The sequence below is a fragment of the Chitinispirillales bacterium ANBcel5 genome, assembly GCA_029688955.1.
GTDB classification, from domain to species: Bacteria; Fibrobacterota; Chitinivibrionia; order Chitinivibrionales; family Chitinispirillaceae; genus Cellulosispirillum; species Cellulosispirillum alkaliphilum.
In genome coordinates this window covers 1-13,845 of the sequence record JARUKZ010000038.1, presented here as the reverse complement: position 1 = coordinate 13,845, position 13,845 = coordinate 1, and the positions used below count along the sequence as shown (strand labels likewise).

General features: G+C 40.6%; 11 protein-coding genes. 8 read left to right on the top strand and 3 right to left on the bottom strand.

Going from position 1 to position 13,845, the window contains the following annotated elements; translation table 11 throughout:
* Window positions 1-223: 223 nt before the first annotated feature.
* Window positions 224-2,653 (bottom strand): SUMF1/EgtB/PvdO family nonheme iron enzyme, encoded by a 2,430-nt coding sequence (locus QA601_15630; GenBank protein ID MDG5816528.1) that lies wholly within the window; start codon window positions 2,651-2,653, stop codon window positions 224-226.
* 454 nt (window positions 2,654-3,107) lie between these two features.
* Here QA601_15630 and QA601_15625 point away from each other — a divergent pair, with 454 nt between their 5' ends.
* The gene (locus QA601_15625) at window positions 3,108-3,548 is read left to right on the top strand and encodes an SEC-C metal-binding domain-containing protein (GenBank protein MDG5816527.1); all 441 of its coding nucleotides are present in this window, start codon (window positions 3,108-3,110) and stop codon (window positions 3,546-3,548) included.
* 987 nt (window positions 3,549-4,535) lie between these two features.
* On the opposite strand, the gene QA601_15620 is transcribed toward QA601_15625, so the two are convergent.
* Window positions 4,536-6,161, bottom strand: coding sequence for a DUF3244 domain-containing protein (locus QA601_15620; GenBank protein MDG5816526.1), 1,626 nt, complete (start codon window positions 6,159-6,161; stop codon window positions 4,536-4,538).
* A gap of 155 nt (window positions 6,162-6,316) precedes the next feature.
* Here QA601_15620 and QA601_15615 point away from each other — a divergent pair, with 155 nt between their 5' ends.
* The 7 genes from QA601_15615 to QA601_15585 all read left to right on the top strand — a co-directional run bounded on the left by QA601_15615 (window position 6,317) and on the right by QA601_15585 (window position 12,489).
* Window positions 6,317-7,861, top strand: coding sequence for a GntR family transcriptional regulator (locus QA601_15615; GenBank protein ID MDG5816525.1), 1,545 nt, complete (start codon window positions 6,317-6,319; stop codon window positions 7,859-7,861).
* Between the two features lie 592 nt (window positions 7,862-8,453).
* Window positions 8,454-8,927: a hypothetical protein gene (locus tag QA601_15610; protein MDG5816524.1), complete on the top strand. Its 474-nt coding sequence runs from the start codon at window positions 8,454-8,456 to the stop codon at window positions 8,925-8,927.
* Window positions 8,928-9,076: 149 nt separating this feature from the next.
* Window positions 9,077-9,340, top strand: a complete 264-nt coding sequence (locus QA601_15605; protein MDG5816523.1) for a hypothetical protein — start codon at window positions 9,077-9,079, stop codon at window positions 9,338-9,340.
* Between the two features lie 245 nt (window positions 9,341-9,585).
* Window positions 9,586-10,443, top strand: a complete 858-nt coding sequence (locus tag QA601_15600; protein MDG5816522.1) for an EFR1 family ferrodoxin — start codon at window positions 9,586-9,588, stop codon at window positions 10,441-10,443.
* A 67-nt stretch (window positions 10,444-10,510) separates the two neighbouring features.
* Window positions 10,511-11,383 carry an AraC family transcriptional regulator gene (locus QA601_15595; protein ID MDG5816521.1) on the top strand — a complete coding sequence of 291 codons (873 nt, stop codon included), beginning with the start codon at window positions 10,511-10,513 and terminating at the stop codon, window positions 11,381-11,383.
* A gap of 115 nt (window positions 11,384-11,498) precedes the next feature.
* Window positions 11,499-11,933 (top strand): pyridoxamine 5'-phosphate oxidase family protein, encoded by a 435-nt coding sequence (locus QA601_15590; protein ID MDG5816520.1) that lies wholly within the window; start codon window positions 11,499-11,501, stop codon window positions 11,931-11,933.
* A 187-nt stretch (window positions 11,934-12,120) separates the two neighbouring features.
* The gene (locus QA601_15585) at window positions 12,121-12,489 is read left to right on the top strand and encodes a hypothetical protein (protein MDG5816519.1); all 369 of its coding nucleotides are present in this window, start codon (window positions 12,121-12,123) and stop codon (window positions 12,487-12,489) included.
* Window positions 12,490-12,620: 131 nt separating this feature from the next.
* On the opposite strand, the gene QA601_15580 is transcribed toward QA601_15585, so the two are convergent.
* Window positions 12,621-13,670 (bottom strand): radical SAM protein, encoded by a 1,050-nt coding sequence (locus QA601_15580; protein ID MDG5816518.1) that lies wholly within the window; start codon window positions 13,668-13,670, stop codon window positions 12,621-12,623.
* Between the last annotated feature and the right edge of the window lie 175 nt (window positions 13,671-13,845).

Here is a 13,845-nt window from a genome sequence, read left to right as displayed (position 1 = left end):
TCTCGTATGCGTGTGTGGATTATCCATCCCTTATATCTGGGGGGGATAGGAAAGGGGGGTATAGATGCTGGACAAAGACCTGTTCAAAACAGTTAGTGCTCATTTAAATTAAATCGGTTTGATTTGAACGGTATGGCAAAGAGACAGTGTTGTCATGAATGACAATGGTAGCAAAAAGGAGCGCTATCATAATTAAGTTTTTAGGAGTTTTACCATATAAAAACTATTCCTGTATCGGTAAAACGACTCTGAAACCAAACCTGTCAAGTCCTAAAACGGCCCTGGAAACACTCCTCTGGGCAGAACGGTAATCAAAAAGGTCGTTATTCAGATATTTACCGCCTCTTAACACTCTAACGGTATAATCTGGGAAACGGGTATCAATTGGATGGGGATAATTACCACCTTTAGGGTCAACCAGTGAGCCTCCTGGGTGGAGTTCTTCATAATCATTACACCACTCAAAAACGCTACCTAGCATCTCATAAATCCCATAGTTGTTTGGGAGAACTGTTCCAACAGGTTGGAACTCTTCATTGAAATATGCCACGTAACTATCATCAAATGAATACCCCCAAAAATATCTTGTTTCTGAACCAGCTCGGCAAGCATATTCCCATTCTGCTTCTGTGGGTAACCTGTATCCATTTTTATTATAATTAATCGGGAAACCTGCAACGGTTGTGTCATATACAGGTTCCAGGCCATGAATTATACTTAAGGCATTGCAATACCGAGCAGCATTGTACCATGTTACCTCATGTATCGGGTGGTCATGAGAGGCATCATAGTCAGGGCTGCTTCCCATCACAGAGTGGTATTTGGAAATTGTAACCGGGACTGTATCGATCCAGAAATCATAAGTAAAAGTAACTTCTGTAATTGGCTCAGCTATTTCAGTTGCCCCCATATTGAAACCATACCCTTTGGCAATTACCTTAACCATTCCATTCTTATATTCTTTTGGCTCAGAAGGTCTCCATGGAGCTGGTTGTACGCTAAGCTTTGCTTTATTGCTTACAATGCTTTTTGATGAACTTTTTATAACACAATAGTAATTACCGCTATCCAGTAATGTGGCAACAGGAATCTTAAGAACAGGATTATTTGAATTTGGAATATAGTTATCATCCCTATACCATTCAAAACGCAGATTACTACCTCCAACCACTTCAACAGAAAATGAAACACTTTCGCCTGAGCTTATCTGCATATCATCTGGTTGTTTTGTGAGTTTAAGCTCTGGTATCCATACTGCATACAAAGTTAATGAATTTTTTATAATTATAGTGTTTCCACCATTTAACACATTCCCCTCATTGGTATTTTCGATCCAACCACCAAAAGTATAACCTTTTTTGTATAGTCCTCCCGTGGAAAGGTTGTTCCTTACTGTAGCCTCATATCCAGAGGGATAGCTGTTATTGTCCACAGGAATACTACCCCCATCTTCTCCATTTCCATTATAGGTAATAGTGAAAAGTACATTGAGAATTGCATCGTTGCTGACTATGCTGTCTTTTGAGTTACTCACTATGCAAGCGAAAACAGCTCCATCATGCTGACCGATAGATGAAAGAGTATACCTCGGCTCATTAGCCCCTTCAATTACAACACTGTCCTTAAGCCACTGAAAGTCAAGATCAGTGCCTGTTGCTTCCACTGAGAATACAGCACTGTCACCATCAATAACTTTTATATCTTTAGGGTGTTTTACAATTTGAGGTGCTATCACTTGTTCTGTCACTGTAAGTGTAGCACTCTGAGATGTATCAGTTCCCTCACTGTTACTTACCACACATTTAAATGAAGACCCATTTTTGTTAATTGATACTTGCTCAAGGTTCAGTCTATTGGTATTTGCTTTTTCAATCCTATCTCCATTTTTTAACCATTGATACTGAAGATTCGTTCCGGAGGCTTCGACATAAAAAGAAACGGTTTCTCCTTCTTTAACATAAGCATCCTGTGGCTCATTGATAATATTAGGAGCGATTGCTTCTTCCACTACAAAAAGAGTGGCAGTTTCGCTTGTATCACTACCAGATGCGTTAGTTACTATGCAGCGATATTTTTCATTACTATTTAAAAGAGACAAATTTGTTAGAACTAATGAAGCTGACTGTTCCCCAGCAATATCTAATTCATTCCTTTGCCACTGATATCTTATAGAGCTTCCTTCGGCAGAAACGCTGAAAACAGCCAGGGAACCTATTGTTATGTTCTGATCCTCGGGATTACTGGTAATTTTCGGTATTGCAGGCATTATCGTAATAGGTAGTGTGTCGGTTTTGGAGAGGGAATTTTCCCCAAGATAGAGAGTCGCGGTTATTTTTTTATCTCCGTAGCGCTTAAAGTTTGAAGTAAACTCTAAAGTATCATAAAAGGAATCTACGTTCCTATATTGAAAAACAGTATCCCATTCATCGATTCCAAATGATATTTCGATTTCATTTACATGCTGGGGTAGGTAAATGAACAGCTGAAAAGAGAACTCTTCGCCTTCTATAAAACCGGCTTTGTTCTTTTCATTAATAAATAATTCAACATTCACATTTTCGATTTTTTCAGAAGGATGGGTAGGAGATTTGAAAGCATTGCATGAGTAAAAAAACATAACTAGAAGTAATATCGAAATAAGATTTGAACGCATGATTTGCTCACTTTATTAACAAAAGCTTGGGCGGGATAAAAAATATAATTAGATAAAAAAATAGTTTAGAACTTATTGAATTGCAATGTTCTTTTTATTAGGTGGAATCATCAAAATAGCCGTTATAATCATTTGGTTTGGTTATAAATAGTAAGATGTTATTATGTGCTTTAAAGTGCGATATATTAGTTCAGGAAGCGACGAAGAATTAATTCTACTGAATTTAATATACAGCCAACACTTTGGTTGCGAAAATTTGAGTATCTTGAATACAAAAATTTCCTAACACCGCTTCAAAGGTGCCCCTTTTAAAACACATTAAAACTGAAAATAAGTAAGATGAGATTCCCACTCATTTTTCCATAAAAGACCGCTGCGAGAAAAACTACACATAAACACATCCTTTTTTCCGTAATACAGGATGTATTTTACTTCTTTGGCAAAGGAGCACTGTATGCACTCTATTTCTGACTTCATTGATGAATACATTGGTTCAGAATACTTTCTTCTGAGCCAATGCAGAGCGGACAATTCAGGAGAGATTTTACATCTTTTCTTCAAGAATCTAAACGATGAGTTCTCATTTGAGACGGTTAAACGCGCCCTAAACCACATTGGCAGACTGCAGCTTTCTCTTGAAACCCGAAAGAATGCACCGGACCTTGTTATTTCCTATCTTCATTTTACCGGATCGACCGGGCGTGATCCCCGGGCATTGGATCTGATAGAGTATGTAGAAGGTAGTAAAGATCGTTACCTTTCATCGTTTAGAGAAGATGGAACAATCAGAGGTGAAACGTACAGCAAACCATGCGCTCCCGTTAAAAGAAATGACCCGTGTCCCTGCGGAAGTAATAAAAAATTCAAAAAATGCTGCGGTCCTGCACTCCTTTAAAAACAGACGGAAAAAAAGGCAAATCAAAGAAATGTATTTATGATGGGGCAGTAAACGGTACTGCCGCCATGAGTTTTCGTAAGAGCCGTCTGCATTTTGCCGGAACGCTTATCTTCAGAACCTAAGTCGGTGAATTTTGGGAGATGCACCATTTTAGATTCTTAGAACTTGATAAGATGCCTTCCCATCGAGCTCTAAGCCCGGAATATTTGACTATAATACAGATGATTTTGCCCATTTCAGCTCAAATTGGGCAATTAGGTTGATCAAATCTGGTCCGACCCCAACTACGAAAAGAGAATCGTGCTTCTAACCTTTATCGGTGAATTTTGGGAGATGCACCATTTTAGATTCTTAGAGCTTGATAAGATGCCTTCCCATCGAGCTCTAAGCCCGGGAATTTTGACTATAATACAGATGATTTTGCCCATTTCAGCTCAAATTGGGCAATTAGGTTGCTCAAATCTGGTCCGACCCCAACTACGAAAAGAGAATCGTGCTTCTAACCTTTATCGGTGAATTTTGGGAGATGCACCATTTTAGATTCTTAGAGCTTGATAAGATGCCTTCCCATCGAGCTCTAAGCCCGGAATATTTGACTATAATACAGATGAATTTGCCCATTTCAGCTCAAATTGGGCAATTAGGTTGATCAAATCTGGTCCGACCCCAACTACGAAAAGAGAATCGTGCTTCTAACCTTTATCGGTGCATCTTGGGAGATGCACCATTTTAGATTCTTAGAGCTTGATAAGATGCCTTCACATCGAGCTCTAAGCCCGAGATGTTTGACTAGAGTACAGATCTTTTTGCCCATTGCAGCTTAATTTGGGCAATTAGGTTGCTCAAATCTGGTCCGACCCCAACTACGCAAAGAGAATCGACCCCAACTAAGCCCATTACCCGGTTAATTTCAGCCAAACACAAAAAAACAGGCCTGCCAAATGGCAGACCTGTTTTGCGATACACCAGAATATTTACCCTCTCCTAAAAACCTGTTCTAAGAACAAATCTTCTTTGGGCGAGCACTTCATTGCCCGAAGCAATCTTTACCATATAGGTACCTTTTGGAACTCCCTCCAGCGGTATTCGTATCTGTTTACCGGCTTCGGAGTTTCCTGTAAACATAGAGCGCACAGTTCGTCCCTGCAGATCGACTATATCTACTTTCACCCCACTAAGTGGATTTTGCAAAGAAAGTGCTAACACCGCCCCCTCAGTACGCAAAGAAACATTCAAACCAGCCTTTTTACCTCCCGAAAGGCCCTTACTTCTCTGAACAACAGAAGTTGTAGGAGCTGTAGGAGCTTGCATCGATGAATTGTACTCCAAAAACTCTTTTTGAGAAAAGTCTGAGGAGATTACAATGGAAGAGACGGAGTGAGGTGGTACTTCATAATTAAAGGAGGAATCATTAAGGATGTTGGTAAAGTTTATATCAAGACTGTAGGAGGAAAGTGTATCCCAGTTTACCGCGAAAACAGCTACATTTTCCTGATCATCTTTGAAGGTATATACTCTTAAGAATGGGTTTACACTTTCAATATGAATCAAATGTTCTTTAGAATTATTTGAAAACATCTTATATACATGATAGACCGGCTTGGGCCTTCTGTTTGCACCAAGAAATCCCAATGTCCATCCCTCGCTTATGCTCCAGGGCATTATTGAGAAGAGATTATGCTGAGCAGCTGAAACACCAACATAATCAGCAAACCATAGACCTGCATTAAACGTCCCGGGCGATGCATCCCTTGTAGAATGAGCAGGGTCCCCGTCCCAGGAGATATTTGTCTCCCCTATCAACAGTGGGATATCTTTTCCATCTGCGTTCTCATCAATAAGGTTACGTATATTGTCATAGAAAGTGTTGAATGAAGAAAAACTATTACGCGCGTTACTGTAGGTACATTGCGCAGCATTGAAAGGATAATAGTGTACAGAGAGAATATCTACATTGTCCCGGCACTGTTCAATAAACTGCGGCACCCACTGGTTGTATCTGTGAGAAAGCTCAAGTCCCACTAGTTTGATATCCGGATCAATAGCTCTCAATGCCTCGGCAACTGCGTTAAAATCATTGCAATAATCATCCACTGTATAACCGCTCAGATATGGTGCATTGTACTCGGGATTATTTGAATGGTCACTTGAATAGAGATCAGGTTCATTACCTATTGCAACATATTTTACCGGGTACAATGTTCTGTAGTAGTTGAACATTTTCACTGCACCCGCCACCCGCTCTTCAGTGGTGGAATAACGGGCAATCTGCAGCTGAACCAAAGGCTCAGCACCAATGTCCGCACAGTATTCAATAAATTGCGACATCACCGCTTCTGTGACCGAATCAGGATAACCCAAATCCACCTGGATACCACCAAAACGCATCAGCGAAAGATTCAGATCAGATACCAGAGATTCGGTTCCACTAACCTGATCCCCCCAGGTTGGAGCCCACATCCAGTAGTTATGCCCAAAAAAATAGTCAGAAAGCGTATTCATAACGTTGCTTCCGTCGATAGTAACTGAATGTGACACAATATTTTCCTCTGCAGCTTCAAGTCTTACCGTGCTGAACATTAAAACCGATACCATTAGAACTTTTAACACCTTTTCCTCCTCGCTTCATTGGCAAATCTGTTACTAGTAAATTGTACATTCCTTAAGAATATAAAGTGCAAAAGCTTTCATTTCACCTGCAAAAACGTTATTTTTTAAATAAACTGTTATAGTGTTACACTCAGATCAAACGGTAAACTCAATCAATGAAAAAGAAGCAGTCTCCGGCAACCGACAAATGCATCAGTTTTATAAGAGAACTTCTAAGTAATTCGTCTGAGGGACGTCTCCCCTCCGTGCGCGAGCTTGCACAGCAATGTGGTGTTTCTGTCGTAACTACTTTGCGGGCAACAGAATACCTTCGCGGGGAAGGCCTGATTGAGGGTAAATGGGGTAAGGGAAACTTTGTTTCTGGCCTAAATAAAGAAGTTCACTTTATACCTGATCCACCCAAAGCATCAGCGGCTAGCAAGTATCACAGGACTCTTGATCGGCTCAAAAAAGATCTGCTTAAGGGAACGTTCCGCTCAAACCAGCCGCTTCCCTCTCAAAAGCAGCTTGCAACTATTTACAATGTTAGCTACCCTACTATACGTAAGGTTCTCTCAGAACTGGTCAGAGAGCGTACTCTTAAACAAAATGGTTCCAGATATTATGTTTTCATAAATAACAGAAATTCAAAGCACCGCATTGCGCTGATTGGCCTTAGCCTCGATGGAAACGGCATTAAGATAGAAACAGAAAGAGAGCGAAAATTTCATCGGCTGCTTTCCGAGATCGCAGTGCAAAACGGAATAGATATAGAGATAGTTGGCTATAACGACTATCTTGATAAACCTCGTTTTTATTTGCCCCGGGGGCATACGCTTGAAACCTATCTCAAAAGCAGAAATGTTTGCGGAATTATCCTTTCTTCATATCACATGGGCGATTCAGCAGCATGCCTTTCAATGCTTATCGGCACACAAATCCCGGTCTCTATTTGGATAGAAGATCAAAAAGTTTTACAAAAATCAAAAGCCTATTCAAGTTTTTACAAGCGGCTCACATTTTTTGACTCTAGCTACTCAAAACTTCCGGGTGAAGATGTAGGTAACTACCTCTTTGAAAAAGGACATCGTGAAATAGCCTATATATCTCCGTTTCACAGCGGAGTCTGGTCCCAAAACAGACTTCAGGGCCTCAAAAAAGCAGCCCTGGCTTTTGGACCCACACATAGAGTTTACCCGTTTGTATCAGATAAATACTGTGATGATTATAAGTATCTTGAAGAGGCTACAAAAGAGGGTAATTTTGAACATGAGTTCTGCGGGGAAAAGATAAGACACAAATTGGAACCGTTTATCGGAACTCGTTTCCCCCGTTTAAAGTATGAGCTGAATTGTCTGCTCAGAGACAACCTTATATTTGACGGCTGCAAAGAATTTTTCCGGCAGGCAGCAAGTAACAATCAGATCAGTGCATGGGTTTGCGCAAATGATCTAGTCGCCTGCATGGTGATGGAGCACTGGAATTTTTCCGGCACACCTTTAGAGAAAAGACCGGCACTTATCGGTTTTGATAATACATTCAGAAGCCTTGAATTGCAGGTAAGCTCCTATGAATTCAACACCAGAGGAGAGGTACAGAGTATGATAAACCACCTCTTGGATCCTCACAGCACTCTATTTTCAGGCAACGTGATAAGACTGCACGGATTAGTGATAGAGCGGGCCAGCACATCTTCTCCCGATTTGATCCAAGAGCGTTAGCTCCCCAGCAATCATTTTCTGCTCACTTGAGTAGCGACTACCTCTTCAATATCGCCATAAACCGCTCCACATCTATACTATAGCGAGTATGTGTTTCTTTTCCAATTTTGCCTGTCTCATCCCAGGCTGCAACCTAAATTTGACCTTACGCCCATCAATGCCCGTTAAGGTAGCCTTACTGTGCACAGTCATTCCAAGGAGGGGAGCTTTTATGTGTTTTACTGAAAGCTCAGCAGCAACAGCATTTTCCCCTGTGGCAAAGGAGAAAGCAGCCACCAATTTAGGATAAAACTGAGTATAAGTCAAATAAGCTATTTTACTCAGCGACTAAACCATTTATCGAAACCTTTGGACGTAAATTTTTAATCCGCTTCAAATAGAGCCGGAGTCTGCTGTAGATAGTTTAAGAGCTCGCTTAATTTGTACACGATATTATATGAAAGGAATGGGGCGTTTAAACTGATTAGGACCTGGTTGGGCAGCAGTGAGTAAATATCTATCTTAAATAAGCGGGCAATAGTTATCTTATATTGTAGTAAAATGCACTATTAACCGCCGTTATGTTTAGTATCACCCCTACAATGGAGCCTTTTTGAAACACAAAATGCCTGAAATAAGTAAGATGAAATTCCTACTCATATTGATAGTTGTGTTTTTATCTCTTGGGTGTACAAGTAAACACATTGAACGGCATCATACTTCTTACATCAGAAGAATGCCTCAAATGAACAGAATTGAGCCTGGAAGACAGATGAAAAGGGGTAGCTTTTCGGGTGCAATAAATGCCTCCTATTCAATCGATGAACCAGGGGTCATGTATTATTCTGATACAAGTGTAATTGCTAAATCTACTTTCTATAGTCCGGATGTAACAGTAATGACTTCCGCAGAGTATTACCTCTACGAATCACGAGTGATGATTAGTGGTGAGGGGGCATATTCTTTTACCGATATACTCTCGGTAGGGTTCAGCATTGATGTTTCAACTGGAGTGATCGGAGGTACTCCTTCTCCTGAGAAGAACAGAAGTGTCCATAATGATATCATAGAGGGTCGATATATATAAAAATAGCAAACCAGTTCGATCGGTTTGGATTGGCACTTAAGCCAGAAATCCTGGCTTATCGGTTATTTGGGGATAGAGTGTGGAGAGAGACAGAAGAGGTATCAGATTTCACGAAACCAACTTCACAAATAAACTTCCGGGCAATTTCAATGAGAAATAGCCTAGTGTTTCGGTATGAGATACTAAATAACCTTTCACCATTTGTAGGTTTTCAATTAAGATCGCAAAAATACCCAAACGCAGATGATGATCTTATCGGGGAATACTCTTATGGTGCATACGCTGGTATAGATTATCGGTTCAGAACAGTGGCATTAAGCCCATTTATAGCAATTCCTTTGGGTTCATCTATCAATAATTATAAATCCCCGGTTTCAGTGGGAATGCACCTGGCACTACTACTGGAACCGTAAAAAAAGCATCTCTTTCCAGAGTATTGGATCGTTAAGAGTGAAAATATCACGTACTTAAAACCGAGTAGAGCAGGAAAAAAGAAAAAGGGAAGGTGACGTCTCTTTTACACATACTTAATACATGGTCCTGGTACAAGTATCTGGTTTTAACCGTTGAATAATACTACTTTAATATCCACAAACGCTTTGGATGCCTATTATCAGGCACAGTATACTCTTTTGCCGGAAAAAAAAGCAAAATAACTATGGCAACCCAAATCTTTTACTTTACTGGCACAGGAAACTCACTTCATGTTGCCAGGGAGCTCCAGAAAAGAATTCCCGACGCGACGCTTGTACCTGTAATTGGTTCTTTAAACAATGATAGCTTAAAGGCAACTGCTGAAACCGTCGGGTTTGTGTTTCCAATCTATCTCATGGGGCTCCCGGCTCCCATGGTGGAATTTATCGAGAGGTTCGATAGTACACCTGCAAACTACCTTTTTGCCTTTGCTACCAGAGGTGGAACATTTCATTACGCAGATGTGATGCTTGCGAAGATGCTAAAGAGAAGAGGAAAGAAGCTTAATGCGTTTTTTATTGCTACTATGGTAAAGAACACTCCTTGTGGAGTCGCTCCAAAGTATCTGCCAGGTTATAAAAAAATGGTTGAGCGATGGCCTGAAGCGATCACCAATTCGCAAGTAAAAAAGCTGGAACTACCGCTTCAGCAAAAACTGGACGAGGTTAGTAATTGCATAAAAAATAAAAGCAGATGGTTTGATGAAAGATCAATTTTGAGAACTATTCTCAAAAGAATGACATCGATGATACTGCCTTCAGCAAAAGCAATGAAAACAACCATACCATACTTTGCAGACTCAACATGCACTTCCTGTGCTATGTGTAGAAAGGTTTGTCCATCAGGTAAAGTGGATATGGGTGGAAATTGCCCTGTATGGCGAAAAGATAAGCCCTGCTATCTCTGTTTTGCCTGTTTTAACAGTTGCCCTGTTCAGGCAATACTTATTAGAAACAGATATGAAATAAAAGAGGGCAGATATATTCACCCCAAAGTGAGTGTAAAGGAGATTGGGGCACAAAAGAAACCTGGAGAAAAGTGATGCGTAAGATACATGCTCGGTTAGACCAGATGTATGACTGTCATATTAATTTTTCATCTCAAAGCTTATGAAAGATCTATCCTTAATACAAAATCTTGTTGGTACTGTTTCCGCAGAACAGCTTCGATACGTGGATTGCGCGGTAAATAAGAACCTTGGTGTGTTTATGCCCTTAGCAGGTCAGTGCTACTATGCAATTACGCCCGAGCACACCCATCCTGCATACATGTTCCTGATATCATTTGATTCAAATTGCCGGACAAAATTCTCAGGCCGGACAATCCAATCCCACCCTTCTACTGTGGTTATGATACCGCCCGATATGCCCCACCAGGAGCTTCCGTGCGATATTATTCCCCGTTACTTTGCGGTGATGATCAATAAGAGTTTTTTTGAATCACATCTTTCACTGTATAAAACCGCACTAAATCCCGATTGCTTTGGAAGAGCATTTAAGGTAAACGATCGTATCGTTTCGTCTGTTAAAGAGTTCCTTAATGAATATGAAGATCAGGCGCCGGGTTATGAACTACTGCTGCATTCTTCTGCACAGACAATCACTCACCTGCTCATTCGTTTGCTTTTGCAGCGTTCCGGGAGGGGTGAAAAGATTAGTTTCAGAATGAGTATAAATAGGGCAGTAGAGTTTATTTGGGCCCATTATGGTGAAAAAATGACACTTGCTGATCTTTCCCGTGTAGCTTGCCTTTCGCCCTCACACTTTGCCCGCCTATTTAAAACTGAAACCGGGCTCTCTCCAGGTGATTATATACTGAAAACACGACTGGATTGTGCAAAGCGTATGATTCGGGCAGGAGACTATTGCATCTCCGAAATCGCCCTTCGCTGTGGATTTAACAGTTCATCCTACTTCTCACACTGCTTTCGACGTGAGTTTAGCCAATCGCCGCTTCAGTTTAAAAAGCAATGGGTAAAATAGCATAATAGTGTTAATTTTTGAGCGTTTGCTGAAAGAAATTGTATAACGAACATACCTATATTAAATGAATATAAAAAAAGAAATATTCAGGTAAATGCTCTTCCATGGAGGCGTAATGGAAACAATCGAACAAATCAGAGAGTTCACAAATCAGTATCCGGTTGCATGGCTTGCAACAGCAGAAAACGACCAGCCCCACGTTAGAGGTATGATGATGTGGTTTGCTGATGAGACAGGGTTTTACTTTCACACCGGTACATCGAAACGACTCTCCGATCAGCTCCACACTAATCCAAAAGCTGAGATTGCTTATTTTAACCCGGGGGATGGACTAAACTCTCAAATGGTCCGAATCACTGGTGATATTCAATTAGTGAATGATGAAAAACTGAAAGCAAAACTGTTTGAGGATCGGGAGTGGCTACATGCAGTCAGGGATGCATTTCCAGATCAGGAAATATTCATATTTCGAATCGCGCATGGAGAAGCACAGTACTGGGATATGTCCCGAAACTGTACCGAGAAAGATATCGCTCCTATCGTTTTTTAATCTTTCTAAAATCTATACTTAGGGTAGGCAAAATATAGCGCTTACCCTCTTTCCACACATACATACCACTTCTTTAAATTTACCTCATAAGCCTCTTTTCATGCGATTTTTATTATTTTGCCCCAGGGTGTATATTTTATGGTAACCTTATGATCTCTTTAAATTGTAAGTGAAGAAGGATAGAATTATGAGCAGCAATGATTCGGAACTGGTATATTCAACCGATCCCGAAGAGAACAAACGCTGTAAGCGTTGCAAAAAAAATATCTCTTCCTGCGAGTGTAAAAAGGATAGTGTACCTGATGATCTTTCAAAGATAAAACCCGTTTTACGTCTGGAGCGAAAAGGGAGAAAAGGTAAGGATGTCACTGTTGTTGACCGGTTGCCAGCATCAACTATGTTTTTAAAAGAATTGTCTCAAAAGCTTAAGAAAAAATGCGGCAGTGGCGGTACCTTTCACATTACTGAAAATCGGGGGTCTGTAGAGATTCAGGGTGATAAAAGGGACAGTGTTAAAAATGAATTAATAAAGATGGGGATGAACATTCGGGGATAAGGGGATTTGGATCAGCACGGGGTACTATTTTTTGTAAGCATGTTATTTGAGTGACCTTTGCGGGTATACATTAAAGTAATGGCTATAGGTAAAAGATACTTGCTGCTTATTAATTTAAAAAACGTGACCGGTCAGGACGATTGTTTCTCCGGACTCTCCGACATGTATTTAGCTCCACATCGATAACACACAGGCGTTTGGCTTTCTTTCCTTAGTTTCCGAAATTTTTGAAGCTTTTTACCGTTCCATATTTCCCGGATCGTCTGATTCTGAACATTGCCAAATACTATATCAGGAAAATCTACACACACATTAGCATCACCATTAGGCTGAATATCAATTAACCGCTCGGTGTTGGAGCAGTGATGTTTTTTTACCACAGAATAGTAGGTGGTAAACCATTCCCGGTACTCACTCTGAGATAATTCCATATAGGGGTAGTTTTTGATAGTTCCAAGATTTTTCTCATACTTCTGTAATTCTTCGGTTAATCTGTTACAATCGATTTTCGGAGTCTCCTCATGAAACCCTTTCCAGGAGAACGCTTTGTCTTCAAAGTGCTTACAGACCCAGTTTTCATACTCTTTTCCAGCTTCACCAGGCACCCAATAACGGGGTACGACGGTAATAGTTTCGATTTCTAAGCGTCGTGCAATATCGGGCATCTGGCCAAGGAACAGGTAATTATCTGAGGATAGTGTAAATGTGAAAGCCTTGCTGATCCGTTGACCGTGCCTGTTTTCAGCATCCCTGAGTACTTCAAGGTTCTTTTCAATCCTTTCAAAACAATTTTCGTCTCCTCGAATTTTATCATGTATGTGAGGAGGGCCATCGATCGAAATGCTTAGGTGAATAGTACCAAGAGTCGATAGCAGGTCTGCATATTTATCCAGTAAGGTACCGTTTGTATCAATAGAGATAAAGATGTTTTTTGAATGAATGTAGTGAAGCAATTCAGCTATGTAGGGATACAAAAACACCTCTCCGCCTCGCAAAAGAACAGATGCACTGTTGTTATCTACCAGCTCATCTACCATCTTTTTCCAGACATCGGGACTCATGGTTGTGTTGCTTTTTACCTTGTTTTTAATGTAACCATCAGGTCCCCACTGACCGCACATTTTGCATCTCAGGTTGCACGCGTTGGTAACTGTAAAAGAGACAGATTCTGGGAAATCCATAGTGTTCCTCTGTTTTTAAGGTAGATTAATAGTAATTTAGACACTAAGGCCAGCCCACAGCTAGATCAATTCCTTGCTCATAAGAGAAGCCAATAGAAAGTACATAGGCAGCTCCTATTTTAAAGGAAGGCGTATGTTCCCGGGAAACGCTATCCTGCATGTAAGCTTCGGTCCT

Bases quoted from the DNA above. Each gene is read 5' to 3' on its own strand.
- QA601_15630 (MDG5816528.1), bottom strand. From the start codon at position 2,653: ATGCGTTCAAATCTTATTTCGATATTACTTCTAGTTATGTTTTTTTAC.
- QA601_15625 (MDG5816527.1), top strand. From the start codon at position 3,108: ATGCACTCTATTTCTGACTTCATTGATGAATACATTGGTTCAGAATAC.
- QA601_15615 (MDG5816525.1), top strand. From the start codon at position 6,317: ATGAAAAAGAAGCAGTCTCCGGCAACCGACAAATGCATCAGTTTTATA.
- QA601_15605 (MDG5816523.1), top strand. From the start codon at position 9,077: ATGAGAAATAGCCTAGTGTTTCGGTATGAGATACTAAATAACCTTTCA.
- QA601_15600 (MDG5816522.1), top strand. From the start codon at position 9,586: ATGGCAACCCAAATCTTTTACTTTACTGGCACAGGAAACTCACTTCAT.
- QA601_15595 (MDG5816521.1), top strand. From the start codon at position 10,511: ATGAAAGATCTATCCTTAATACAAAATCTTGTTGGTACTGTTTCCGCA.
- QA601_15590 (MDG5816520.1), top strand. From the start codon at position 11,499: ATGGAAACAATCGAACAAATCAGAGAGTTCACAAATCAGTATCCGGTT.
- QA601_15585 (MDG5816519.1), top strand. From the start codon at position 12,121: ATGAGCAGCAATGATTCGGAACTGGTATATTCAACCGATCCCGAAGAG.
- QA601_15580 (MDG5816518.1), bottom strand. From the start codon at position 13,670: ATGGATTTCCCAGAATCTGTCTCTTTTACAGTTACCAACGCGTGCAAC.